Below are 24988 nucleotides of genomic sequence, written 5' to 3' on the forward strand. Positions count from 1 at the left end.
CCTGCGCAAGCAGCCACTGGACGGGATGCTTGAACGGGACCGGAGCCGTCTTGGGCCTGACTTAGTTTTGCTGGAAGGACAAAGCAATACGTGAAAAGTATGCGAGTTGTTCTCAAGACGGCGCAGATGCTGCCCCGTCTCCGGGAAGAATTCGCGGTTTCCGGAACGTCCGGAAAGAACGACACGGAACGCAGGAATTCACATGCCGTTGAGGCAGGCCGACGAAATCTTCGTCAGCCGAGCCAGATACCGAGCAGCGCCGCGGCGATGACCCACAAGGCGAGATTGCCCCAGAAGGCGCGCTTCGCTTCGGCACGGCCGATGCCTTCCAGCGACGCGGGAGAGAGGCGCAGGCCGTCGCGGGTCGCCTCGTCCAGCTGCTCCACCACGCGGGCGGTGCGGGTGAGGAGGCCGGGCAGGGTCGCGGCGAAATGGCCCATCTCGCCGAGCCCGGAACCGGCCCGCTTCAACTGGCCCACCGGGCCGAGATTGCCGGCGATCCAGTCCTCCACCACCGGCTTTGCAGTGCGCCACATGTCGAGCTGCGGGTCCAGCGAGCGGGCAACGCCCTCCACCACCACCATGGTCTTCTGGAGGAGAAGCAGCTCCGGCCGGGTCTGCATGTCGAACAGGGCGGTGACTTCCAGGAGCAGCGCCAGCAGGCGGGCCATGGAGATCTGGTCTGCGGTGCGCGAGTGGATCGGCTCGCCGATGGCGCGGATGGCGAGGGCGAAATCGTCCACCGAATGGTGGAAGGGCACGTAGCCCGCCTCGAAATGCACTTCCGCCGTGCGCCGCCAGTTGCGGGTGATGAAGCCGTAGAGGATTTCCGCGAGGAAGCGCCGCTCCTTCACGCCGAGCCGGCCCATGATGCCGCAATCCACCACCACGAGGCGGCCCTGCGCATCCACGAACAGGTTTCCGGGATGCATGTCGGCATGGAAGAAGCCGTCGCGCATGGCCTGCCGCAGGAAGGTCTGCATGACGATGCGGGCGATCTCCTTCGGATCATGCCCCGCGGCGATGATGGCCTCCTTGTCGGAGAGCTTGATGCCGTCGATCCACTCGGTGGTCAGCACCTCGCGGCCGGAGCGGTCCCAGTCCACGCGGGGGACATGGACTTCCGGGTCGTCCTGCGTGTTTTCGGCCAGCTCCGCATAGGCGGCGGCCTCCAGGCGCAGGTCCATCTCCATGGAGACGGAGCGGGCCAGCGTATCCACCACAGTCTCCAGCCGCAGCCGGCGCGCCTCGGCGAAATTGTGCTCGGCGAAGGCGGCGATGCGGCGGAAGGTGCCCATGTCGGAGGCGAAGCGGCGGTTCACGCCCGGTCGCAGCACCTTCACCGCCACCTCGCGGCGCTCACCGTCCGGCTCGATCACTTCCGCCTTGTGGACCTCGGCGATGGAGGCCGCGGCGACCGCCGGGCCGAACACGGGGAAGATGTCCTTCACCGGCCGCTCGAACGTGTCGGCGACGGTCGCCTCCGCCACGGCCTGCCCGAAGGGCGGCATGCGGTCCTGCAGCACCTCGAGGTCGCGCGCCACCGAGGCGCCCACCACGTCCGGCCGCGTCGCGAGGAACTGGCCGAGCTTCACATAGGACGGGCCGAGCCGCGACAGCGCGGCGGAGAAGCGCTGCCGCCGGTCGCCGGCATCCTTCCGGGCAATAAGGCGGGCAATGTCGAGCAGCGGGCGCGCCAGCGGCGGCGCGGCGGCCGGCGAGACGAGCGAGAGCACGCCCTCGCGCGCGAGCACATAGCCGGCCCGGGCGAGGCGCCAGGCATCGGCAACGAGAAGGAAGATCATGGCCGAGGCCTCCGGCCGCAAGGAAACGCCATCGAGGGCACCGCCATCAGATGCGGAAGCCCGAATGGAGGGCGACCACGCCCCCGGTCATGCGGGTGAAGGTGACGCGGGCGAACCCCGCCTCCCGCATCATGCCCGCGAACGCTTCCGCCGGAGGAAAGCGGCGGATGGATTCCACCAGATACTGGTAGGGCTCCGCATCCCCCGCCACGCGCTTGCCGATCTCGGGGATCACGCGGAAGGAGAAGGCGTCATAGACCTTGTCCAGCAGCGGCACGTCCACCTTGGAGAATTCCAGCACGAAGGCGCGCCCCCCCGGCTTCAGCACGCGGCGCATCTCGCGCAGGGCGAGGTCGATGCGCGGCACGTTGCGGATGCCGAAGGCGATGGTCACGGCATCGAAGCTCATGTCCGGGAAGGGCAGCGCCTCGGCATTGGCCTCCTGGAACGCGACGCGCTCCGAAAGACCGCGCTTCTCGGCACGCTCGCGGCCCACCGCCAGCATGTCGGTGTTGATGTCGGCGACCACGGCGTCCGTGCCCGGCCCGCCGGCCTCGACCACGCGGAAGGACACGTCGCCCGTGCCGCCGGCGAGGTCCAGCAGGTGGAAGGCACGCGCGCCCTGCGGCGGGCGCACCTTGGAGACCAGCGCATCCTTCCACGCCCGGTGCAGGCCGCCGGACATCAGGTCGTTCATGATGTCGTAGCGCCGCGCCACCTTGTGGAACACGTCGTCCACCAGCGCCTGCTTCTCGGCGAGGGGCACCGTGCGATAGCCGAAATGGGTATCGGCCCCGCTGTCGCGGGTGTCGTCGGTCGCCGGGGCGGAATTGAAGTCCGTCATCTTGTTTCTGGCCGCGCGCTGTTGCCGTTCGGGCGCGACCTTATCGGATGATGCCGCACGGCGCCATAAAGCCGGCGTCGCAGCCGGACCGGCCCTGCGGGGCCGGTCTCAAGCGTCAGTTGCCCTTCGGGCCGCGGGGGTGCCGGGCGATGCCGGTCACGTCGAATTCGAGTCCAGCCTCGGTGTAGCGGGAATTGGCCGGCGCCTCTTCGGTGGCCTTGCAGCCACGCGAGGAGAAGCTGAGGGGGAAGCGGAGACGGCGCTTGCGGGCGTCGATCTCTTTCCGCAGCGGGAAGACGGGAACGTTGATCGTGATCGTCATAGCCACGCTCCAAAAGTATTCGCGCGTCGAGTTAAGCGTGGAAGTGTTACAAATCTTAACGAGCTGTTAACACTTCCATGCCGCGGAGGCGTGCTTCTATGGCACGTCCCCATAACGCTGGCTGAAGGCGGCGTTTATTGGGCGTTCATGGGGATGAACGAGGGCTTAATCGCGAAGCGCGCGCGCTGTGGCGGAAAGGGCGCGCAGGAAGCCGGCGAAAGACTATTCGGCGGCGGCGCGGGCGATGCGCCAGTGGGCGAGGATCGCCCGGAGCGCAGCGGGTTTGAGCGGCTTGTTGAGGATCTCCATGTCCGCCGCGCGGGCCGCGTCGCGCACCTTCTTGGAGCGGTCGGCGGTGATGAGCACGGCGGGTATTTTCCCCAGTTTCCACCTCAGCGACATGATCGCCTCGATGCCGTGGCCGCCGTCCAGATGGTAGTCCACGAGGGCGACGTCGGGCTTCTTTCGGCGATGGCGGATGGCCTCAAGGGCACCCTGCGCGCTGGCGGCGGTGATGACGTCGCAGCCCCATCCGGTGAGCAGCATCTGCATGCCGTCGAGAATGGCCGGCTCGTTGTCGATGGCGAGGATGGTGAGGCCGTCGAGCTGCGCGCCGCGGCGGGCGGGGCTGGGCGCCACCTCGCGCTCCTCCGGCATGGAGACGGCGACCGGCAGTTCCACCGTGAAGGCGGAGCCCTTGCCATGGGTGGAGCGCAGCGCTACCGGATGCTCCAGCACGCGGGCGATGCGCTCGACGATGGACAGGCCGAGCCCGAGGCCGCGCGCCGCCTTCGCCCCCTGATCCAGGCGCTGGAACTCCTGGAACACCAGCTTGTGCTTGGAGCGCGGGATGCCGACGCCGGTGTCGTAGACCTCCACCCGCACCTTGCCGCCCACCCGCCGGCAGCCCACAAGGATGCGGCCGCGCTGGGTGTATTTCACCGCGTTGGAGACGAGGTTCTGCAGCAGCCGGCGCAGCAGCCGGCGGTCGGAGCGCACGGCGAGCGAGCAGGGCAGGAAGGTGAGTTCGAGGTTCTTCTCCCGCGCCAGGGGGGCAAATTCCGTCTCCAGCGGCTTCAGCACGTCGGCGATGCGGAAGGCGGAGAATTCCGGGCGCATGACGCCGCTGTCGAGCCGTGAGATGTCCAGCAGGGCGCCGAGGATCTCCTCGACCGATTCCAGCGAGGCGTCGATGTTGCCGGCGAGGCGCTCCTCCTCCGATCCCTTGGCCCGCTCCACCATGCTGGTGGCGTAGAGGCGGGCGGCGTTGAGGGGCTGGAGGATGTCGTGGCTGGCGGCGGCGAGGAAGCGCGTCTTGGAAAGGTTGGCCTCGTCCGCCTCCGCCTTGGCGATTTCCAGCGCGCCGTTGAGCCGCTCCAACTCCTCGGTGCGCTCGCGCACGCGCCGCTCCAGCGTCTCGTTGGCGCGCTCCAGGGCGAGCGCGGCCTCGACGCTCGCCGTGATATCCGTGAAGGTCACGGCGATGCCGCCGTCCGGCATGGGGTCCGAGCGCGCCTCGATCACCGCGCCGCGCTGGTGCAGGCGCTCGGAGAATTCGGGGTCGGGGCTCACGTAGCGGGTGACGCGTGTGGCGATGTCGCCGCTTTCCGCATCGTCGGCGGGAGCGGCGGCAAGGATGTCGGTGAGCGGCACGCCCACCGCATAGCATTCGCCCGGCAGGTCCAGCATCTGGCCGAACTGCCGGTTCCAGCACACGAGACGCAGGTCGCGGTCGAACACCGCGATGCCCTGGCGCACATGGTCGATGGCGCTTTGCAGCAGCTCGCGATTGTACTGGATGGCGGCGGAGGCATCGTCCAGCAGCTTGAGGGCCGCCTTGGTGGAGACGGCGCGCTTGCGCAGCAGCAGCGAGAGCACGAGGCGGGAGGAGGCCGCGCCCACTGCCGAGGCCAGCAGATGCTCGGCGTGGCGCACCATGCCCGCGTCCGCCTCGCGGTGGGTATCGAGGGCGAAGCCGTGCTGGCGGGCGTAGCTGTCGAAGGCGGCGCGGGCGCGCTCGGCGCCGAGATAGCGCTCCACCGTCGCCATCAATTCGCCGAGGGAGACGGAGGAGCGCCAACGCAGGAAGGCCGGCCGCGCCGGCGGCCGGTCGCCTGCCCCAGCGAACAGCCGCGCCTGCGTGCGCTCGATCTGCGAGGGGCGAGTGAGGAAGGAGACGATGACCAGCGCCAGCGTGTTGAGCCCGAGGCTCCAGGCGACGCCGTGGGCGAGCGGCCCGGCCGTGAGGCCGAGGAGTGCCGTCGGCCGCAAAAGGCCGATGCCGAACGGTCCATTCTGGAGCACGCCGGCGGAGATCAGCCCGGCCTCGGCGAGGCTGGGCATCATCAGCGTATAGGCCCAGGTGGCGCCGCCCACCACGATGCCGGCGATGGCCCCGGCGGCGGTGGCGCGCTGCCAGAGGAGCCCGGCGGCGAAGGCCGGCCCCACCTGCGCGATGGCGGCGAAGGAGAGGAGGCCGATCTGCGCCAGCTGCACCTCACCGGTGGTGCGATAATAGAGATACGCGAGCAGGACGATCGCGAAGATGGAGATGCGCCGCACCATCAGCAGCAGGCCGGTCATGTCCTCGCGCGGCTCGCCTTCCGGCTTGGCCGCGCGGCGGCGCAGCAGCAGCGGCATCACGAGGTCGTTGGAGACCATGATGGCGATGGCCACGCACTCCACGATGACCATCGCGGTGGCCGCCGAGAGGCCGCCGACGAAGGCGAGCAGCGCGAGGCTGTCGAAGCCGGCGGCGAGCGGCACGGCGAGCACATAGACGTCGCTGTCCACGAGGTTCAGCGGAAACAGCGTCATGCCCGCCAGCGCCAGCGGCACCACGAACAGGTTGATGAGCACGAGATAGAGCGGGAACAGCCAGCGGGCGCGGCGGATCTCGCTCTCGCCCTTGTTCTCCACCACCGCCACATGGAACTGGCGCGGCAGCAGCATGAAGGCGCCGCCGGACAGGATGGTCATGGTGAGCCAGTTTTCCAGCGACAGCCCGCGCTCGAACGGCGCCAGCGCGCTCGCCTCCCGTGCCGCGTAGAACAGAGCGGACGGCCCGTCGAAGATGACGAAGGTCACCAGCAGGCCGACGCCGAGGAAGGCTGCGAGCTTCACCAGCGATTCCGTGGCGATGGCCAGCATGAGGCCGTTCTGGTGCTCGGTGGCGTCGGTGTGGCGGGTGCCGAACAGGATGGCGAAGGCGGCCATGGCGCAAGCGACGAACAACGCGAGGTCGCCCACCAGCGTGCCGCGCCCGTGCTCCCCCGCGAAATGCCCGAGCAGCGCCACCAGAGAGGCCGAGACCGCCTTCAGCTGCAGCGAGATGTAAGGGATGGCGGCGATGATGGCGACGATGGCCACCAGCGCCGCGATGCCCTGGTTCTTGCCGTAGCGGGCGGCGATGAAGTCGGCGATGGAGGTGATGTTGTTGGCCTTGGCGAGCCGCACCACGCGCAGGAACAGCGGCGCGCCCACCGTCATCAGGATGATGGGGCCGAGATAGATGGTGAGAAAGTCGAAGCCCTGGGTGGTGGCGAGGCCCACCGAGCCGAAGAAGGTCCAGGAGGTGCAGTAGACCGCCAGCGACAGGGAATAGATCATTGGCCGCGCGGCGCCGCGGCCCGCGTCCGGGCGCAGCCGGTCGCCATAGCTCGCGATGGCGAACAGCAGGCCGATATAGGCCAATGCCACAAAGATGACGACCGAAGCCTGAAGCATGTCCCCCGTCCGGTCTCCCCCACCGGAAACCGCCCGTTCTTGCTCTGTTTAGGGCGACCTCATCACTTCGTAGGGGGCTTGTCCAGCGGGTGGATCAAAGCCGGCTCAGGACGGGGCGCCGGCGGGCACGGGGACAGGTTCCAGGAAGAAGGCCACCGCCAGCCCCACCACCGGCGGCTGCCAGGCGTGGGGGCCGTTGTATTCCATGTAGGTCACGTCGTAGCCCGCCTCCTTCAGCAGGGCGGAATGCGCCCGGCCGGAGCGCTGCACGGGGATCTGCTCGTCGTTCACCCCGTGGGAGATGAACACGCGCGGCGCCCCGCTCTGGCGCTGGACGGACATGAAGCCCGCCGAGGAGACGATGAGGTGGGTGACGAAATGGCCGTTGGTGAGGCCCAGGGAGAGGGTGTAGCTGCCGCCATCCGAATGGCCGGCGAAGCAGATGCGGGTGCGGTCGATCTCGAAATGCCGCGCGACGAGGGCGAGCGCCGTCTCCAGCCGCTCGCGGTCCGGGCCGTTGCCGGCGATCACGATGTCCCAGGTGGGGAAGACCGATTGCGGCACCAGCAGCAGGAAGCGGTGGGTGAGCGCGTACTGCTCCATCATGGGCAGGATCTTCTGCGCGCTGCCGCCGCCGCCGTGGAACAGCACCATCAGCGGAACCGGGACGCCCGGCTCCAGCCCCTCCGGCACCACCAGCAGCGCGTCGCGCTCCGCCGAGAGGCCGAGATCGTGATGGCCGGGGGCGAGCGGCGGCAGGTCCGGCGCGGCGGGGGCGAAGGTGACGTGGCCGGCGAGATGGGGATCGAGCATGGCGGCCTCCCGGATGTTCTGGCGTTTCCGCATCCGGTGTACCGTATACAAGCGCGGGGATGAAGCCGCCGATCAGCCCTGCGCCGCCTTCTCCAGCGTCGCGCGCAGGGCCGTGACCTCGCGCTGGAGGCACACCACGTCCTCAAGGTTCAGGCCGGTGGCGGCGAGGATGCAGCCAGGGATGTGCCGCGCCTTTTCCTGCAATGCCTTTCCCTGGGGCGTGAGCTTCACCCGCACCACCCGCTCGTCGGCAGGGTCCCGGCTGCGCGTGACGTGGCCGAGGGCCTCCAGCCGCTTCAGCAGCGGGGTGAGCGTGCTCGATTCCAGTCCCAGCGCGCTGCCGAGGCTGCCGACGGTGCGGTCGTCCTCGGTCCACAGGCTCACCAGCGCGAGATATTGCGGATAGGTGAGGCCGAGGGCGTCCAGGTGCGGCTTGTAGACCCGCGTGAAGGCGTGGCTCGCGGCATAGAAGGCGAAGCAAACCATGTCCTCCACCGGCATCAGCGCGGGGACGGCGGGCGTGGGATCTGGACGTGTCTCGGACATGGCAGGCCTCGGGGGCTCCCTTTCAGATAAATCGCGCACGATAGGATCGCAACCGCTTGACGGGAGCGTTCGGCTCGGCTAATTAGATCGTACACGATTTAATCGTTCACGAAATTAAAACCTCAGGAGCCCACCATGCCCGTCAACGTCCTCTACTCCACCTCCGCCCGCGCCACCGGGGGCCGCGATGGCCGCTCCGGCACGCTGGACGGCAATCTCGAAGTCAAGCTCGTCACCCCGAAGGAGCTGGGCGGCCCCGGCGGCGAGGGTGTGAACCCCGAGCAGCTGTTCGCCACCGGCTATGCGGCCTGCTTCCTCGGCGCCATGAAGTTCGTGGCCTCGCAGGGCGGCACCGCCAAGGTGCCGGCGGATGCCACCGTCACCGCCACCGTGGGAATCGGCCCGCGCTCGGAAGGCGGCTTCGGCCTGGAGATCGCGCTGGCGGTGTCCCTGCCGGGCGTGGACCGCGCGGAGGGCGAGGCGCTCATCGCCAAGGCGCACGAGGTGTGCCCCTATTCCAACGCCACCCGCAACAATATCGACGTGAAGCTCAGCCTCGTCTGATCTGACCGCCCTGCTGCCCCGACACACCGCCGCTCTCCTCCGGAGGGCGGCGGTTTTGTTTTTGGCGTGGCTTTCGCTCAGGCGCCCGAAACGCCCACAGGCGCGACGGCCTGGGAGGCCGCGCGCCGGTCCGTGCAGTGCTGAATGGGGTGGGAGGCTGGACGAAGACCCGAGACCGGGCTCGTTGGGGCTGCTTCCTTCCGGACCTGACCCGGTTGGCGAGTGGCTCGTCCACCGCCAACCTCCCACGCGCTATATGGCAGGGGGAGGGGTGGGATGCAAGCCCCCAAGCTATGTTGAGGTTTCAGAACGACATCTGGAACAAAGCCGCGATCACTCACAAAAAGGTTAAACCGAAAAACGATCAAAAACGTTTAACAAGAGTGTTTCGATATGGCTTGCTGTTTTGTTAGCTCCGACCTTTAGACTATTTGGGTGCCCACAGCCATTTCTCAAATTAAGAGCATTCACTAGCTCCGTTTTAACGTTTTTCCCGATTAGAGAAATTCCTACTAGTCTATCGAGAAAATCACTCTCCTTCATTTTGGATAAATCATCCTGAGCGACAGCGGGCTTCCATTTTGAATCAACCCGAGCCGCCTCAGCATTAAATGCGGCCAAATGGTTTGTGAATACCTCATGGTAAAGGACTGAAATAGCTGCAACCCAAGACATTACGATGGCAGAACGGTAGAGGCCGGCTTCATAACATTTTATTGCTTCCTCTACGAATGCCTTTGTCGTTGGATCTTTTATTTTTCCCAGATGATTCAAAAAATCATTTCCAACCTTGATAGCCCCAATCGGCTTTTCTACGACTCCTAATTCCTTTAACCTAGCGGCCCCCTTTTCACTTATCTCATATCCTTCAGGCAACTTCAGAACGACACCTTTGGCGCGATTAAAAATATCAGAAACATTCCATTTACTGACCCTGCAACCTAGACGCTCCCCCTTCGCCTTGATGTCAGCAACGCTCACTGGCGCGTCAAAGCCAGACAGAATTATCAATAGTTTATCGGAGCGAGAAAAATCTCGCTGAAGCCAAAGCTTCAACTCGTCTTCACTCAGCAATTTTCACCTTTATATTCTGAACCTCTGACGCCGACAACGACATTCTATCTCCAGATAACGCATTTATCTTCTTAGAATCCACAAGTTGCTTTAATATTTTCGTCAAATTGGAACTTATATTTTTATTATAATATGTCGTTGCTGATTTCATCGTATCTAAAAGCTCTCGTCTGCTGAAGCTTTGCTTGCCTTGGCAAATCTGCAAGTGGGCAGCAGCAGCGATCGCCAGCTCAGATCCAGATTGGACACCCAAACGAGCCGCAACAGATGCCAGAGCTAGATCAGAAAGCGCGCCACTGCCCCCCGCTTCTTGCTCCACTGCAACGGGCTGCTCGAAAGGCACGTCAAAAGCTCCAGCGGGCGCAGCTCCCATCAACGATTCGATGTGAGTAAATAACTCTTTCACTGCATCGGTATCGTAAGGCGCATCACCCTCATACTCGAACTCAATGTGACCCATCTTGATTTTGAGCTTGGTCGGCATGAGAGCTATCCCCCCTTACTGAGAGCACCTTAAACGAGCAGTTTCAGTCAGTTACCACTTTGCCGAAGTTTTCCCCAGGGTTTTTGACCTAAACAGGTATCCATTCCACGAGAGGGCAGGCGACTTGCCAGGAAGTGCGCTCCGCAACATGCGCACACGGCGAACTATCGATCATCAACCGTGGGTCGTGCAGATCGAACAAGCGGTCAAAGCCTTTCCAGCTAAACTGAAAATCGTCATTTTCGTTTGCGACGGTCCGCCGCCCGTGGTGCCCAACCCCCTGAAATCCCTCGCACTCCCCCTCTGGCACACGCCTTGCTGAAACGGTTCCAATCCCCCGGCCTCGACGCCGGACGGGAGGACACGGTCAGTCCATAGGCCAGCCCGAAAGGCTGCCAACAGGGGGGACGCCTTTATGGCCCTCGAGACGTTCTATGAGGTCATGCGGCGGCAGGGCATCACCCGCCGTTCGTTCCTGAAATACTGCTCGCTCACGGCGGCGGCCCTCGGCCTCGGGCCGGAGTTCGCGCCGCAGATCGCGCAGGCCATGGAGACCAAGCCGCGCACCCCGGTGCTGTGGCTGCATGGCCTGGAATGCACCTGCTGCTCGGAGAGCTTCATCCGCTCGGCGCATCCTCTGGTGAAGGATGTGGTGCTGTCGATGATCTCGCTCGACTATGACGACACCCTCATGGCCTCCGCCGGCCATCAGGCGGAAGCGATCCTCGACGAGGTGATGACCAAGTACAAGGGCAACTACATCCTCGCGGTGGAGGGCAACCCGCCGCTGAACGAGGATGGCATGTATTGCATCATCGGCGGCAAGCCCTTCGTGGACCAGCTGAAGAAGGTGGCGAAGGACGCCAAGGCCATCATCTCCTGGGGCTCCTGCGCCTCCTATGGCTGCGTGCAGGCCGCGCGCCCCAACCCCACCCGCGCCACGCCGGTGCACGAGGTGATCTTCGACAAGCCCATCATCAAGGTGCCGGGCTGCCCGCCCATCGCCGAGGTGATGACCGGCGTCATCACCTACATGCTCACCTTCGACCAGCTCCCCGCCCTCGACCGCCAGGGCCGGCCGCTGATGTTCTATTCCCAGCGCATCCACGACAAATGCTATCGCCGGCCGCATTTCGACGCCGGCCAGTATGTCGAGAGCTTCGACGACGAGGGCGCACGCAAGGGCTATTGCCTCTACAAGGTGGGCTGCAAGGGCCCCACCACCTACAACGCCTGCTCCACCGTGCGCTGGAACGACGGCGTGTCCTTCCCCATCCAGGCCGGCCACGGCTGCATCGGCTGCTCGGAAGACGGCTTCTGGGACAAGGGCTCGTGGTACGCGCGCCTGGCCGACCTCAAGGGCTCCGGCTTCGGCATTGAAGCCAATGCGGATCAGGTGGGCCTCATTGCCGCCGGCGCCGTGGGCGCGGGTGTCGCGGCCCATGCCGCCATCAGCGCGCTGAAGCGCGCCCAGCACAAGAATACCGACGGCGCGACCAAGACCGAGGGAGGCGAGAAGTGACCATCCAGACGCCGAACGGCTTTTCCCTCGACACATCAGGCAAGCGCATCGTCGTCGATCCGGTGACGCGCATCGAAGGCCACATGCGCTGCGAAGTGAATGTGGATTCCAACAACGTCATCCGCAACGCGGTTTCCACCGGCACCATGTGGCGCGGGCTGGAAGTGATCCTCAAGGGCCGCGACCCGCGCGACGCCTGGGCCTTCGTGGAACGCATCTGCGGCGTGTGCACCGGCTGCCACGCCTTGACGAGCGTGCGCGCGGTGGAAGACGCGCTGCAGATCAAGATCCCCAACAACGCCTTCCTGATCCGCGAGATCATGGCCAAGGTGCTGCAGTGGCACGATCACGTCGTCCACTTCTATCACCTGCATGCGCTCGACTGGGTGAACCCGGTGAATGCGCTCAAGGCGGACCCGAAGGCGACTTCGGTGCTGCAGCAGTCCATCTCGGCGCACTCCAAGTCCTCGCCGGGCTATTTCCGCGACGTGCAAAACCGGCTGAAGAAGTTCGTGGAGAGCGGCCAGCTCGGCATCTTCAAGAACGGCTATTGGGACAACCCGGCCTATCTGCTGCCGCCCGAAGCCGACCTCCTTGCGGTGACGCATTATCTGGAAGCCCTCGACTTCCAGCGGGAGATCGTGAAGGTCCACACCATCTTCGGCGGCAAGAATCCGCATCCGAACTATCTGGTGGGTGGCGTGCCCTGCGCCATCAACATGAACGGCGACCTCGCCGCCGGCGCCCCGCTCAACATGGAGCGGCTGAACTTCGTGAAGCTGAAGCTTCAGGAAGCCTTCGAGTTCTCGCAGAACGTCTATGTGCCTGATGTGATCGCCATCGCCTCTTTCTACAAGGGCTGGCTGTATGGCGGCGGCCTCTCCGGCCAGAACGTCATGGACTATGGCGATTACGAAGCCATCCAGGGCCAGAAGAAGACCGACCGCCTGCCCGGCGGCGTCATCCTCAACGGCAACTGGAACGAGGTCCACCCCATCGACCCGCGCGACCCGGCGCAGGTGCAGGAGTTCGTCGCGCACTCCTGGTACACCTACGGCGAGGGCAACAACGACAAGGGCCTGCACCCGTGGGACGGCGTGACCGACCCGCAGTACAAGCTCGGCCCCAACGCCAAGGGCACCCGCACCAACATCGAGGCGGTGGACGAGAACGCCAAGTATTCTTGGATCAAGGCGCCGCGCTGGAAGGGCAATGCGGTGGAGGTGGGCCCGCTCGCCCGCTACATCCTCGCCTATGCCCAGGGCGTCGATTACGTGAAGGGGCAGGTGGACGAGGCGCTCGGCACGTTCAACACGCTCGCCGGCACCAACCTGACGGCCAAGCAGGCGCTGCCCACCACCATCGGCCGCACGCTGGCCCGGGCGCTGGAGGCGCACTACTGCGCCAAGATGATGCTGGACGACTTCGACCACCTCATCGCCAACATCAAGGCCGGCGACACCTCCACCGCCAACATGGAGAAGTGGGACCCCGCCACCTGGCCGAAGGAGGCCAAGGGCGTCGGCACCGTGGCGGCGCCGCGCGGCGGCCTCGGCCACTGGATCAAGATCAAGGACGGGCGGATCGAGAACTACCAGTGCGTGGTGCCCACCACCTGGAACGGCGGGCCGCGCGATCCCAAGGGCAATATCGGCGCGTTCGAGGCCTCCCTCATGAACACGCCCATGCAGCGCCCCGAGGAGCCGGTGGAGATCCTGCGGACCCTCCACTCCTTCGACCCGTGCCTAGCCTGCTCCACCCACGTCATGTCCGACGACGGGGCTGAGCTGGCGCGCGTCACCGTGCGCTGAGGGGAGGGGTCCATGACCGACACTTCCCTGTCTCCCGGCGCCGCCCCTCCGGCGGCGCCCACAACCCCGGTCGCGCAGGCGATCGCCGGTGGAAAGAAGCTGACCACCGTCTATGTCTATGAGGCGCCGGTGCGGCTGTGGCACTGGGTGAACGCCCTGTCCATCCTGGTCCTGTGCGTCACCGGCTACTTCATCGGCTCGCCCTTCCCCACCCTGTCGGGCGAGGCGAGTTCGCACTACCTCATGGGCACCATCCGCTTCGTGCATTTCTCGGCGGGCTATATCCTCGCCGTGGGGTTCCTGGGGCGGATCATCTGGGCCTTCTTCGGCAACAAGTATTCGCGGGAGCTGTTCACCTTCCCCTTCTGGCGGAAGAGCTTCTGGAAGGGCTTCTTCACTGAGGTGCAGTGGTATGCCTTCCTGAAGCCGCGTCCGCTGAAGTTCGTGGGGCACAATCCGCTGGCGCAGGTGTTCCTGTTCTTCGTGATGGTGCTGGGCCTCGCCTTCATGATCCTCACCGGCTTCGCCCTCTATTCCGAGGGGACCGGGCTCGGCTCGTGGCAGTCGAAGCTGTTCGGCTGGGTCATCCCGCTGCTGGGCGGCTCCATGCAGGTGCACACGCTGCATCACCTCGGCATGTGGGTGATCATCGTGTTCATCATCATCCACGTCTATTCGGTGATCCGCGAGGACATCATGTCCCGCCAGTCCATGGTCTCCGCCATCACCAACGGCCACCGCACCTTCCGGGACGACGATCCGGACTGAGCGGCGCCCTCTGCGGGGGCAGAGGGCAAGACCGGACGACAAGAGGGCGTGGCTCCGGCCGCGCCCTTTTTCTTTGGCGAGATGCCCGGCGCAGACATGGTGCGACGCATTCCACTTGGTGCTGCATCTGCTAACGATCGTCGCAGGCAGCCCTCGTCCGGCTCGGCGAAAACGCTTTCCGGATGGCGGAATATGGACGATATATTTCCATTTAGATCGAAAATCGATTATACTCCTTCCGATTTTGACCGGAGGGCGGTCCGGCACCTTCGCCGTCTCTTGATCCGAATCAAGCCTTTGGCCGGCGTCCGACGCGCTTGGCACGGTCCTTGATTTAGTCGAACTCGAAATCAGACGGCGGCAGACCGTCGTGGGAGGCCATCGCAGGGAGGGCGGCGTCGCATGGACGGCGAACGGATTTGCGCGCGCATTCTGGTGCTCGGCATCGGCAACATCTTGTGGGCCGACGAGGGCTTCGGCGTGCGGGTTCTGGAAACCCTGGACCGCGCCTACACCTTCCCCGAGCCCGTGACGCTGCTCGATGGCGGCACGCAGGGCCTCTATCTCCTGCCCTACCTCGAAGAAGCCGAAGGCGTCGTGATCGTGGACGCGGTGGATTTCGGCTCCCCGCCGGGCACCATCCACATCCGCGCCGATGCCGACGTGCCCGCCGTGCTGGCCGCCCGCAAGGTGAGCCTGCACCAGACCGGCTTCCAGGAAATCCTCGGCCTGCTCGCCTTGCGCGGCCACACCCCCGGCCGCATCGTGCTGGTGGGCGTGCAGCCGGAAGTGCTGGACGATTACGGCGGCGGCCTCACCGCAACCGTCGCGGCGCAAATCGAGCCCGCCGCGCGCAAGGTGCTCGCCATCCTGAAGGACGAGTTCGGCATCGTGCCGGAGCCCCGCGCCGGAGAAGGCTCTCTCGTCACCGCCGCCGTCGCCCGCGATCCTTACGAGACCGAGCGCCCCAGCGCCGAGGAGGCCTGCCGCATCGGCGATGCGCGCGTGCTCGTGCGGGGAGACGCCTAGCCATGTGCCTCGGCCTGCCCATGCGCATCGAACGCCTCGAAGGCCCCTACGCGCTCTGCGCGGCCGACGGGCGGGAGGAGCGGGTGGACCTCTCCCTCGTGCCGGAGGCGGGGGAGGGCGATCACGTCCTCGTCTTCCAGGGCGCCGCCCGCCGCCGGCTGGAGGCGGAGGAGGCGCGCCTCATCGCGGATGCGCTCTCCGGCGTCGCCGCCATCATGGCGGGCGAGGCCGACACCGCGCTCATCGACCGCGCCTTCGCCGATCTCGTGGACCGCGAGCCGGTCCTGCCGCCCCATCTCGCCGCGGCCTATGCCGCCGGCCGAAAGGAAGCCTGATGCCCCCGCTCGCTGCCCCCGATCTCCACCCCCTCGTCCGCCGCCTCAGCGAGGCCGGCGCCTGGCCCGCTGTCGAGACGCTGGAGGATGCCGCGACCCTCGATGCACGTGACCATCTCCTGTTCCTGCCCTCCCACGGCAAGGCGCATCTGGAAAGCCCGGACATCGCCGTGGTGCTGCCGGAGCTGGTGAAGGCGCTGGGCGGACCTCAGGCCATCGGCATCGCCATCGCCGGCCCCAAGGCGGAGACGGCCCTGCGGGACAGCATGAGCCTCGCGCTGCCGGCCATCGTGGTGCTGCGCGCCGGCCAGCCGGTGGGCGCCATCGCCCGCATGCGGGACTGGGACGAATATCTCGACAAGCTCCGCGCCCTGCTCGCCGCCCCTTCCGCCGCCACCCACTGAAGGCTGCCCCCAATGTCTTCGTCCCCCTTCGCCACCCAGCCCCCCATCGGCTTCGGCCCCGGCAGCCAGTCCACCTCAGAGGACGAGGGCCTCGCCTATCTCCAGATGCCCTCGGGCATGCGCACCTTCGAGGCGCATCTCATCGAGGTGGAGGACAAGGACCGCTACGCCCCCGCCTTCGCCGTGCTGGAACAGGTCATCGCCGCGTTGGAAAGCTGGCAGCCGGGCGAGAGCCGCATCATCGACCTCGCCCATCTCGACGCCGCCAACCTCGCTCTGGTCGACGAGGCCATGGGCGAGGGCGAGGTGGCGGTGAAGGTGGAAGGACGGGGCGATGTCCGCCCCATGGAAATTCAGGAAGCAACTTTCGCCGGCGTGTGGCGCCTGCGCGGCGCGGCGGGCACCGACCGCATCGAGATCGGCGCCTTCCCGCGTGGCGCCGTGGTGCGCGCGTTCGGCGGCGGGTCCGGCATCGATCTTTCCGGCCTCGACGCGCCCGCGCCCGGCATCTTCAACGCCCCCGCTTTGCTGGTGGAGATCGACGACCGCGCCCGCACCCGCCAGCCCGGCGATGCGGCGCACATCATCAACCTCTCCCTCCTGCCGCACACACCGGAAGACCTCGCCATGCTGGAGGCGCGGCTCGGCCCCGGCGCGACCACCGTGCTCTCGCGCGGCTATGGCAATTGCCGCATCGATGCGACGGGCACGCGGCATGTGTGGCGGGTGCGCTTCTACAATTCGCAGGACATGCTCATCCTCGACACCATCGAGGTGAGCGAGGTGCCGGAAGTCGCCTGCGCCGCCCGCGAGGATATCGCCGATTCCGCCGAGCGCCTCACCGAGGTGCTGGCGGCCATGCGGTGAGGTTCAACATGTCCCAGCACAGCTTCTTCGACGGCTCCTATCTCGGCGATCGCGCACGGCTCGCCCCCACCGCGCGGCTGGAATGCAAGGTCTGCTGGCACGTCTACGACCCCGCCGAGGGGTGCGAGGCGTGGCAGGTTCCCCCCGGCACGCCGTTCAACGCGCTGCCCGATCACTGGCGCTGCCCGGTCTGCGACGGCGCCCGCGACGCCTTCATGGTGCTGGACGGCGGCACGCCCGATTTGCCGGCCGTGATGCGCCCCGCCCCGGTCGATCCGGCGCTGGAGCGCCAGCTCGCCGAGGCCCCAAGCCTGTTCGAGGCGGTGTTCCGCGAGATCCATGCGGCGAAGATGAAGGGCGTGCCCTTCGTCAACGGCACCCTCGGCGTGAAGGCGGTGGGCTTCCGCATCCATGCGGGGCGGGTGATGGGCGTGCTGGTGACGCCCTGGTTCATGAACATCGTGCTCCTGCCCAATGCTTCCGACGACTGGTCGCAGCTCAAGACCGGCGAGCGCGAATTCATCGATTTTCCCTCGGGCACCTACGAATTCCTCGCCGCCAACCGGCCCGAGACCGGCCCCTACAAGGCCTGCTCGCTCTTTTCCCCCATGTTCGATTTCTCCTCCATGCTGCAGGCGGTGGAGACGGCCGAGGCGGTGATGCCCGGCCTGCTCGATGCAGCCAACCGGGAGGACGGCACCCGCTCCGGCGAAATCCGCCGCCGGGCGGAAGCGGAAGAAGCCGCGCGCATCGCCGCTGAGACGGCGGCGCTGACGCCCGAGGCCGAGGCGCCCGCCCGCCGCGAGGCGCCGGCGGAACTCTCCCGCCGCTCGCTCCTCCTCGGCCCGCGCGCTGGTGCCGAAGGATTGCGCGCCGAAGATCTGCGGGACGGCGCGGCATGACCGGCTCCCGCGCGCTCCGCAGCCTCACCCTCACGCCTGACGGGCGCGCGGGCGGCTGGCGCGTGGCGCGGGAGGAGGGGCCGGACCCCGCCGCGGCCCTGATCGGCCGCACGCCGGAGGAGGCGGCCCGTCTTGCTCCTCTGGTCTTCAACCTGTGCGGCGCCGCCCACGCCTTCGCCGCCCGCTCTGCCCTCGGCATGCCGGTGGCGGCAGATGCCGAAACGATGGCGCGCGAGACGGTGCGCGACCACGCGCTCGCGCTGCTCCACACCGTGCCCGTGGCGCTGGGCATGACGCCGGACCGCGCCGCCCTCGCGCTCCTCGCCCGGCCGGACGGCGCTGCCTTCCATGCCGCCCTTGTGGGCGACGCCAGCGATCTTTCCGCCTTCTCCCCCTCCGAGCTGGAAGCCTGGCTCACCGAAGCGCCCACCCCCACCGCCCGCGCCTTCGCCCGCATCCGCGAGGCCGATCCGGCGGAAGGGCGCGTGCATCTGCCGGAGCTGAGCGCGGATGTCCTCGCCGCTACCCTCGCGCGGCCGCCAGCCGCCATCGGCTCCCACCGCGAGACCGGCGCGCTCGGCCGCGTCTCTGGGACGCCGCTGATCTCAGCGTTGCTGAGTTCGGAGGGACCGAGCCTGTTCGTGCGGCTGCTGGCGCGGCTGGTGGATGGCCTTGCCCATCTCGCCCCACGCCCCGCCCCGCCCCTTCCGGCCGGCATCGCGCCGGCCGCGCGCGGGCTGCTGGGGCATCGGGCGGAGGTGGAGGCGGGGCGCGTCGTCGCCTATCGCATCCTCTCCCCCAGCGCCTGGAACCTTGCCCCCGGCGGGCTATTGGAACGGGCGTTCGCCGCCCTCTCGCCGGGCTGGCGGACGCGGTGGCTTGCGCCGCTGCTCGTTTGCGCCATCAATCCCTGCGTGCCCGTCACCCTCTCCTTCGCCACGGAGCCCGCCTATGCATGAGATGGCTGTGTGCGAGAGCCTGCTCTCGGCGATGGAAGAGGCGGCGAAGGCGCAGAGTTTCTCCCGCGTCACCCGCGTGCGCCTCGCCATCGGGCGCTTCGCCGGCATCGAGGTGGAGGCGCTGCGCTTCGGGTTCGACGTGGTGACGAAGGGCTCTCTGGCGGACGGCGCCGAGCTGGTGGTGATGGAGGAGAAGGGCACCGCCTGGTGCTTCGACTGCTCTGACACCGTGCCGCTCGATCACCGCCTCGCCCCCTGCCCGAAGTGCGGCGGGGAACGGCTCGTGCCCAATGGCGGCACGGAGATGAAGATCAAAGACCTGGAGGTGATGTGATGTGCACGGTCTGCGGCTGCAGCGGCGACGGCGCCACCATTTCCGAGGCGCACGGCCATTCCCATTCCCAAGGGCACGGCCATTCCCACGCCCATGGTGATGACCATCCGCACACCCACACCCATGCGGACGGCACCACCCACAGCCATGCCCATGATCGCGGCCATGATCACGCCCACGGGCATGACCACGACCATGGGCATCACCATCATCACCACGACGATCACCACCACTCCGCCCCCGATGCCGGCACGCTCGACTACGGCGCCGGCCCCGCCCGCGCCCATGCGCCCGGACTGACGCAGGCGCGCATGGTGGAGATCGAGACCTCCATCCTCGCCAAGAATGACGATTATGCCGGCCGCAACCGCACCCGGCTGAACACCGCGGGCGTGCTGGCGCTGAACCTCCTCTCCGGGCCCGGTGCCGGCAAGACCACGCTTCTGGTGGAGACGCTGAAGGCGCTGTCCGGCCGCATCCCCTGCGCCGTCATCGAGGGCGACCAGCAGACCGACAACGACGCCGCCCGCATCCGCGCCGTAGGCACCCCCGCGGTGCAGATCAACACCGGCAAGGGCTGCCACCTCGACGCCCACATGGTCGGTCACGCGCTGGAAAAGCTGCCCTTGCCGCCCGGCGGCGTGCTGTTCATCGAGAATGTGGGCAACCTCGTCTGCCCCGCCGCCTTCGACCTCGGCGAGACGAAGCGCGTCACGCTCATCTCGGTGGCGGAGGGCGAGGACAAGCCGCTCAAATATCCCGACATCTTCGAGGGCGCCGACCTCGTCCTCATCACCAAGGCCGACCTTGCCCCGCACGTGGATGCGGACATGGCGCTGCTGGAAGCCAACATCCGCCGCATCAATCCGACGGCGGACATCCTCACCACGTCTTCGCGTGGCGAGATCGGGCTCGCCCGCTGGATCGGCTGGCTGGAAGCCGCCCGCGCCGCGCGCCTGAACGAGCTTGCGAGCGCCCGGGAGGCGGAAGCCTCGGCCCTGCGCGCAGCGGCGGGAGGGGCGCGATGAACCGGCGCCCGGCCATTCTGGTGGTGGATGACGAGCCGCGCTCGGTGGAGGTCATCGCCCGCGTGCTCGACGAGGAGTTCGACGTCTTCACCGCCCTCAATGCGGAGGAGGCGCGGCGCATCCTCGAAAACGAGTGGATCCAGGTGATCTTCTGCGACCAGCGGATGCCGCAGACCTCCGGCGTCGCGCTGCTCACCGAAGTGCGCGAGCGCTGGCCGGACATCCTGCGCATCATCGTCACCGGCTATACCGAGCCGGAGGACATGATCGGCGCCATCAACGACGCCGGCATCTACCAGTTCATCCCCAAGCCCTGGCACCCGGACCAGTTGCTGCTGGCCGCGCGCAACGCCGCGCACCTGTTCCAGCTCCAGCGCGATCATGAGCGGCTGAACCTGGAAATGAAGCTCACCGCCGGCAATGCCGAGGCCCGCCTCGGCGCGCTGGAAGCGCGGGTGAAGCAGAATTTCCACTTCGACACCCTGGTGCGCGCCCCCGGCAGCCCGCTCTCGCAGGTCTGCACCCGCGCCGCGCAGGTGGCGACCTTCGACGTGCCGGTGCTGATCCATGGCGAGACGGGCACCGGCAAGGAATTGCTCGCCCGCGCCATCCATTATTCCAGCCTGCGCTCGGACCGGCCGTTCTTCGCGGTGAATTGCGGGGCGATCCCGGACGAGCTTCTGGAGTCCGAGCTGTTCGGCCACAAGAAGGGGTCGTTCACCGGCGCCCATGTGACCCGCATCGGCCTCCTCGACCAGGCGGACGGCGGCACCATCTTCCTTGACGAGATCGGCGATGTCTCCCCCGCCTTCCAGGTGAAGCTGCTGCGCTTCCTGCAGGAGGGCGAGATCCGCTCCGTGGGCTCCAACGAGGCGAAGCGGGTCAACGTGCGCGTGCTCGCCGCCACCCATCGCGATCTCAAGGGCGAGGTGGCCCGCGCCCGCTTCCGGGAAGACCTCTACTATCGTCTCTCGGCCATGGTGCTGACGCTGCCGGCCCTGCGCGAGCGGCGGGCGGACATTCCGGTGCTGGCCCAGAGCGTGCTCGATGCCCTCTCCAGCCAGCACGGCAAGCGGGTGCGCGGCTTCAGCGACGAAACGCTCGCCTGCATGTCCGCCTATGACTGGCCGGGCAATGTGCGCGAATTGCAGAACGAGGTGACGCGGATGCTCGTGCTCGCCGAGCGCGACACCCTCTCCGCCGATCTCCTCTCCCCCCACGTCGTGCGCGCCGCCGCCGCCGAGACGCGGGCGCCGGAGACCTTGGCCAATTCCTCCATCGCCCTGCCCGACAGCGGGCCGCTGAAGGACCGCATCGAGCGGATGGAAGCCACCATCCTCACCGAGACGCTGGTGCGCTGCCGCTGGAACAAGAGCCGCGCGGCGGAGGAACTCGGCCTTTCCCGCGTGGGCCTCAGAGCCAAGCTCGACCGCTACGGCATCGCCCGTGGCGGCGCGTTTGGCCAGCATTGAGGGGATGGGGGATGCGCCGTTTGAGCCAAGAGCCGGCCGATCTCCCCTCTCCCCTTGCGGGAGAGGGGTTGGGGGTGAGGGGTGAGCGGCGTTCGTTACTCTCACCAGCATCTGGACAGCCGGAGGGAACACCCCTCACCCCGACCCTCTCCCGCAAGGGGAGAGGGGGTTTCTTTCGCAGGTAGGAGCCCCGCCATGTGCCTCGGCATTCCCGGACAGATCGTCGCCGTCGCGGACGCGGAGGCCATGCTGTGCGTGGTGGACGTCTCCGGTGTCCGCCGCACCGTGGACGTGGTGTGCGTGGCCGAGCCCGGCGCGCCGCTGGATGACCTCGTGGGCGCCTGGGTGCTGGTCCATGTGGGCTTCGCCATGAGCCGCATCGACGAGGAAGAAGCCGCCGCCACCCTCAAGGTGCTTTCCGAGATCGGCGAGGCGGCGGTCGAGATGGAAGCCCTCACCCAAGGCAGCGTCGAGCTGCTGTCCACCCCGCGCTGAGGAGCCGGACATGCGCTTCGTCGACGAATTCCGCGACCCCGCCCTCGCAAGCGCCCTCGTGAAGGAGATCGGCGCCATCGCCGCGCGGCTGGAGCGCGGGCGGGATCGGCCCTTCGCCATCATGGAGGTGTGCGGCGGGCACACCCACGCCATCTTCCGCTACGGGCTGGAGGGTCTGCTGCCGGACCTCGTGGAATTCGTCCACGGCCCCGGCTGCCCGGTGTGCGTGCTGCCCATGGGGCGGGTGGACGACTGCGTCGCCATCGCCGAGCGGCCCGAGGTGATCTTCACCACCTTCGGCGACGCCATGCGCGTGCCGGGCTCGAAGAAAAGCCTCCTCCAGGCGAAGGCGGACGGCGCGGACGTGCGCATGGTCTATTCGCCGCTGGATGCGCTCACGCTGGCGAAGCGCAATCCCGACCGCGAGGTGGTGTTCTTCGGTCTCGGCTTCGAGACCACCATGCCCTCCACCGCGCTCACCGTGCAGCGGGCGGCGCGGGAGGGGGTGAGCAACTTCTCTCTCTTCTGCAACCACATCACCATCATCCCCACGCTGCGGGCGCTGCTGGAGCAGCCGGACCTCGGCATCGACGGCTTCATCGGGCCGGGGCATGTGTCCATGGTCATCGGCACGGCGCCCTATCGCTTCATCGCGGAAGAGTTCGGCCGGCCGCTGGTGGTGTCGGGCTTCGAGCCCATCGACCTGCTGCAATCCCTGCTCATGGTGCTGCGGCAGATCGAGACCCGGAAGGCGCTCATCGAGAACCAGTATGCCCGCGTGGTCCCGGAGCATGGCAACCCGGCGGCCCTGCGGGCCGTTCAGGAAGTGTATGAGCCGCGCGAGACGTTCGAGTGGCGCGGCCTCGGCTCCATCGCCGGCTCGGGCGTGCGGCTGACGGCGCCCTATGCGGCCTTCGATGCGGAAAAGCGCTTCGCCGTGCCTGATATCAAGGTGGCCGATCCCGCCCAGTGCCGCTGCGGCGAAGTGCTCACCGGCGCCGCCAAGCCGTGGGCCTGCCCCGAGTTCGGCAAGGGCTGCACGCCGGAGACGCCGCTTGGCGCGCTGATGGTGTCTTCCGAAGGTTCTTGCGCGGCTTACTATCAATATGGCGGTATACGGGGAGAGGCCGCATGAACATCCCGTTCTCCACCCCTACCGCCGCGCGCCGGCGGCCACTGACGCAAAAGACGGTGACGCTCGCCCATGGCGGCGGCGGCAGCGCCATGCGCGATCTCATCGACGACGTGTTCCTCTCCGCCTTTTCCGGCGAGGGCCGCGCCGCGCCGGAGGATCAGGCCCGCTTCGACCTCGCCGCCCTGATGGCGCGGGGCGACCGGCTGGCCTTCACCACCGACGGCTTCGTGGTGGACCCCCTGTTCTTCCCCGGCGGCGACATCGGCAAGCTCGCCGTGTGCGGCACGGTGAACGACCTTGCGGTGGGCGGGGCGACCCCGGTGGCCCTCTCCTGCGCCATCATCATCGAGGAGGGGCTGGAGGTGGAGACACTGCGCCGCGTCGTCCAGTCCATGGCCGAGACGGCGCACGCGGCGGGCGTTTCTATCGCCACCGGCGACACCAAGGTCGTGGCGCGGGGCGCCTGCGACAAGCTCTTCATCACCACCACCGGCATCGGTGTCATCCGCGCGGGCATCGACGTGGGCGTGACCAAGGCGCGGCCCGGCGACAAGGTGATCGTCAACGGCCTCCTCGGCGACCACGGCGCCGCCATCCTCAATGCCCGCGGTGACCTCGCCCTCGACACCGCCATCGAGAGCGACTGCGCCCCCCTCAACGGCCTGATCGACACTCTGATCGCCGCCGCCCCCGGCCTACGCATGATGCGCGATGCCACGCGCGGCGGCATTGCGGCGGTGGTGAACGAGCTGGCCGAGGCGAGCAAGGTCGGCATTCGCCTCGACGAGCTGAGCTTGCCCATGCGGCCGGAGGTGATGGGCTTCTGCGAGATCCTGGGCCTCGACCCGCTCTATCTCGCCAACGAGGGCAAGATCCTCGCCGTGGTGCCCGCCGAGGAGACCGAGGCCGCGCTGGCCGCGCTGCGTGCCCATCCGCTGGGGCGCGAGGCCGCGGTGATCGGCGAGGTCACGTCCGAGCGGCCCGGCCGGGTCGTCATGAGAACGCGCTTCGGGGGCGAGCGCATCGTCGACATGCTGGTCGGCGATCAACTGCCCCGCATCTGCTGACCCTTTTTTCGAACCTTCAAACACCGGGGAGAACTTCATGCACCGCACGATCCGCACGGCAGCCGCCGCTGCCGCCCTCACCCTCCTGCCGCAGCTCGCCTTCGCCCATACCGGCGTCGGCGACGTGCACGGCTTCAGCCACGGCTTCGCCCATCCCCTCGGCGGCCTCGATCATCTGCTCGCCATGGTCACGGTGGGCATCTTCGCCTGGCAGCTGGGCGGTCGCGCCGTGTGGGCAGTGCCGGCCACCTTCGTCGGTCTGATGGCCGTGGGCGGCGCCCTCGGCATCTCCGGCATCGACGTGCCGTTCGTGGAGCTGGGCATCGCCCTGTCGGTGATCGTGCTGGGCGGCGTGGTGGCCTTCGGTGTCAAGGCGCCGCTGGCGGCGGCCATGGCCATGGTCGGCTTCTTCGCCATCTTCCACGGCCACGCCCACGGTGCGGAAATGCCGGCGGATGCCTCGGGCGTCGCCTATGGCCTCGGCTTCATGTCGGCGACCGCCCTCCTCCATGTCGCGGGCCTCGGCCTCGGCATGGCCATCGGCCGCTTCGGCGAGCTGCATGGCGAGAAGTTCGTGCGCGGCGCGGGCGCGGCGGTGGCGGTGGCCGGCGTCGGCATCCTCGCCGGGCTCGTCTGAGCCCTCCAACATGCTATAGCGCCCGTCCGACACGCGTGAGAGGCC

At 67.4% G+C, this 24988-nt stretch carries 25 protein-coding genes and 1 other RNA gene; 17 read left to right on the forward strand and 9 right to left on the reverse strand.

The genetic code is table 11. The features are described from left to right. Window positions 1-233 precede the first annotated feature (233 nt). The 6 genes from ubiB to ACT535_RS23005 all read right to left on the reverse strand — a co-directional run bounded on the left by ubiB (window position 234) and on the right by ACT535_RS23005 (window position 8011). The gene (gene ubiB, locus ACT535_RS22980; RefSeq protein ID WP_168457218.1) at window positions 234-1805 is read right to left on the reverse strand and encodes a 2-polyprenylphenol 6-hydroxylase; all 1572 of its coding nucleotides are present in this window, start codon (window positions 1803-1805) and stop codon (window positions 234-236) included. A 46-nt stretch (window positions 1806-1851) separates the two neighbouring features. Next, entirely contained in the window at window positions 1852-2649 is a 798-nt protein-coding gene (gene ubiE / locus ACT535_RS22985; protein ID WP_168457217.1) for a bifunctional demethylmenaquinone methyltransferase/2-methoxy-6-polyprenyl-1,4-benzoquinol methylase UbiE, read from the reverse strand. A 115-nt stretch (window positions 2650-2764) separates the two neighbouring features. Beyond that, a complete protein-coding gene (locus ACT535_RS22990) occupies window positions 2765-2971 on the reverse strand; it encodes a hypothetical protein (protein WP_168457216.1) in 207 nt (68 codons plus the stop codon). Window positions 2972-3193: 222 nt separating this feature from the next. Continuing rightward, window positions 3194-6697, reverse strand: coding sequence for a PAS domain-containing hybrid sensor histidine kinase/response regulator (locus ACT535_RS22995; RefSeq protein ID WP_476331294.1), 3504 nt, complete (start codon window positions 6695-6697; stop codon window positions 3194-3196). A 105-nt stretch (window positions 6698-6802) separates the two neighbouring features. After that, window positions 6803-7510, reverse strand: coding sequence for an alpha/beta hydrolase (locus ACT535_RS23000; RefSeq protein WP_476366170.1), 708 nt, complete (start codon window positions 7508-7510; stop codon window positions 6803-6805). A 72-nt stretch (window positions 7511-7582) separates the two neighbouring features. Beyond that, a complete protein-coding gene (locus tag ACT535_RS23005) occupies window positions 7583-8011 on the reverse strand; it encodes a MarR family winged helix-turn-helix transcriptional regulator (protein ID WP_476366268.1) in 429 nt (142 codons plus the stop codon). A gap of 180 nt (window positions 8012-8191) precedes the next feature. On the opposite strand from ACT535_RS23005, the gene ACT535_RS23010 reads away from it, so the two are divergent. Further along, window positions 8192-8620, forward strand: a complete 429-nt coding sequence (locus ACT535_RS23010) for an organic hydroperoxide resistance protein (protein ID WP_476366171.1) — start codon at window positions 8192-8194, stop codon at window positions 8618-8620. 148 nt (window positions 8621-8768) lie between these two features. On the opposite strand, the gene ffs is transcribed toward ACT535_RS23010, so the two are convergent. The 3 genes from ffs to ACT535_RS23025 all read right to left on the reverse strand — a co-directional run bounded on the left by ffs (window position 8769) and on the right by ACT535_RS23025 (window position 10178). Next, window positions 8769-8867, reverse strand: an RNA gene (ffs, locus tag ACT535_RS23015) — signal recognition particle sRNA small type. Between the two features lie 101 nt (window positions 8868-8968). Beyond that, entirely contained in the window at window positions 8969-9694 is a 726-nt protein-coding gene (locus ACT535_RS23020; protein WP_476366172.1) for a hypothetical protein, read from the reverse strand. Next, on the reverse strand, window positions 9684-10178 hold the full coding sequence (locus tag ACT535_RS23025; protein WP_476366173.1) for a hypothetical protein: 495 nt from the start codon (window positions 10176-10178) through the stop codon (window positions 9684-9686). The genes ACT535_RS23020 and ACT535_RS23025 overlap by 11 nt, the downstream gene beginning before the upstream one ends. A gap of 415 nt (window positions 10179-10593) precedes the next feature. Between ACT535_RS23025 and ACT535_RS23030 the strand changes: the two genes are divergently transcribed. The 16 genes from ACT535_RS23030 to ACT535_RS23105 all read left to right on the forward strand — a co-directional run bounded on the left by ACT535_RS23030 (window position 10594) and on the right by ACT535_RS23105 (window position 24943). Continuing rightward, complete coding sequence (locus tag ACT535_RS23030) at window positions 10594-11700, forward strand: hydrogenase small subunit (RefSeq protein WP_476331282.1); 1107 nt, start codon at window positions 10594-10596, stop codon at window positions 11698-11700. Then, window positions 11697-13511 carry a nickel-dependent hydrogenase large subunit gene (locus ACT535_RS23035; protein WP_476366174.1) on the forward strand — a complete coding sequence of 605 codons (1815 nt, stop codon included), beginning with the start codon at window positions 11697-11699 and terminating at the stop codon, window positions 13509-13511. Before ACT535_RS23030 ends, ACT535_RS23035 begins: the two co-directional genes overlap by 4 nt. Before the next feature lie 12 nt (window positions 13512-13523). Further along, window positions 13524-14279: a Ni/Fe-hydrogenase, b-type cytochrome subunit gene (gene cybH, locus ACT535_RS23040; protein WP_476366175.1), complete on the forward strand. Its 756-nt coding sequence runs from the start codon at window positions 13524-13526 to the stop codon at window positions 14277-14279. 402 nt (window positions 14280-14681) lie between these two features. Then, window positions 14682-15308 carry a HyaD/HybD family hydrogenase maturation endopeptidase gene (locus ACT535_RS23045; RefSeq protein ID WP_476366176.1) on the forward strand — a complete coding sequence of 209 codons (627 nt, stop codon included), beginning with the start codon at window positions 14682-14684 and terminating at the stop codon, window positions 15306-15308. 2 nt (window positions 15309-15310) lie between these two features. After that, on the forward strand, window positions 15311-15643 hold the full coding sequence (locus ACT535_RS23050) for a HypC/HybG/HupF family hydrogenase formation chaperone (RefSeq protein WP_476366177.1): 333 nt from the start codon (window positions 15311-15313) through the stop codon (window positions 15641-15643). Then, entirely contained in the window at window positions 15643-16047 is a 405-nt protein-coding gene (locus ACT535_RS23055) for a thioredoxin domain-containing protein (RefSeq protein ID WP_476366178.1), read from the forward strand. The genes ACT535_RS23050 and ACT535_RS23055 overlap by 1 nt, the downstream gene beginning before the upstream one ends. A gap of 12 nt (window positions 16048-16059) precedes the next feature. After that, window positions 16060-16914 carry a hydrogenase expression/formation protein gene (locus tag ACT535_RS23060; RefSeq protein WP_476366179.1) on the forward strand — a complete coding sequence of 285 codons (855 nt, stop codon included), beginning with the start codon at window positions 16060-16062 and terminating at the stop codon, window positions 16912-16914. Window positions 16915-16922: 8 nt separating this feature from the next. Continuing rightward, window positions 16923-17816 (forward strand): [NiFe]-hydrogenase assembly chaperone HybE, encoded by an 894-nt coding sequence (locus ACT535_RS23065; RefSeq protein ID WP_476366180.1) that lies wholly within the window; start codon window positions 16923-16925, stop codon window positions 17814-17816. Further along, a complete protein-coding gene (locus ACT535_RS23070) occupies window positions 17813-18775 on the forward strand; it encodes a hypothetical protein (RefSeq protein ID WP_476366181.1) in 963 nt (320 codons plus the stop codon). The genes ACT535_RS23065 and ACT535_RS23070 overlap by 4 nt, the downstream gene beginning before the upstream one ends. Next, complete coding sequence (hypA, locus tag ACT535_RS23075) at window positions 18768-19109, forward strand: hydrogenase maturation nickel metallochaperone HypA (protein ID WP_476366182.1); 342 nt, start codon at window positions 18768-18770, stop codon at window positions 19107-19109. Before ACT535_RS23070 ends, hypA begins: the two co-directional genes overlap by 8 nt. After that, window positions 19109-20137 (forward strand): hydrogenase nickel incorporation protein HypB, encoded by a 1029-nt coding sequence (gene hypB, locus ACT535_RS23080; protein WP_476366183.1) that lies wholly within the window; start codon window positions 19109-19111, stop codon window positions 20135-20137. Before hypA ends, hypB begins: the two co-directional genes overlap by 1 nt. Next, on the forward strand, window positions 20134-21609 hold the full coding sequence (locus ACT535_RS23085; RefSeq protein ID WP_476366184.1) for a sigma-54-dependent transcriptional regulator: 1476 nt from the start codon (window positions 20134-20136) through the stop codon (window positions 21607-21609). The genes hypB and ACT535_RS23085 overlap by 4 nt, the downstream gene beginning before the upstream one ends. Before the next feature lie 195 nt (window positions 21610-21804). Then, window positions 21805-22104 (forward strand): HypC/HybG/HupF family hydrogenase formation chaperone, encoded by a 300-nt coding sequence (locus ACT535_RS23090; RefSeq protein ID WP_024276815.1) that lies wholly within the window; start codon window positions 21805-21807, stop codon window positions 22102-22104. 10 nt (window positions 22105-22114) lie between these two features. Continuing rightward, complete coding sequence (hypD, locus tag ACT535_RS23095; protein WP_476366185.1) at window positions 22115-23239, forward strand: hydrogenase formation protein HypD; 1125 nt, start codon at window positions 22115-22117, stop codon at window positions 23237-23239. Then, window positions 23236-24306, forward strand: coding sequence for a hydrogenase expression/formation protein HypE (gene hypE / locus ACT535_RS23100; protein ID WP_476366186.1), 1071 nt, complete (start codon window positions 23236-23238; stop codon window positions 24304-24306). Before hypD ends, hypE begins: the two co-directional genes overlap by 4 nt. Before the next feature lie 37 nt (window positions 24307-24343). Further along, entirely contained in the window at window positions 24344-24943 is a 600-nt protein-coding gene (locus ACT535_RS23105) for a HupE/UreJ family protein (RefSeq protein ID WP_476366187.1), read from the forward strand. Window positions 24944-24988 lie beyond the last annotated feature (45 nt).

The organism is Xanthobacter sp. DMC12 (assembly GCF_056314105.1).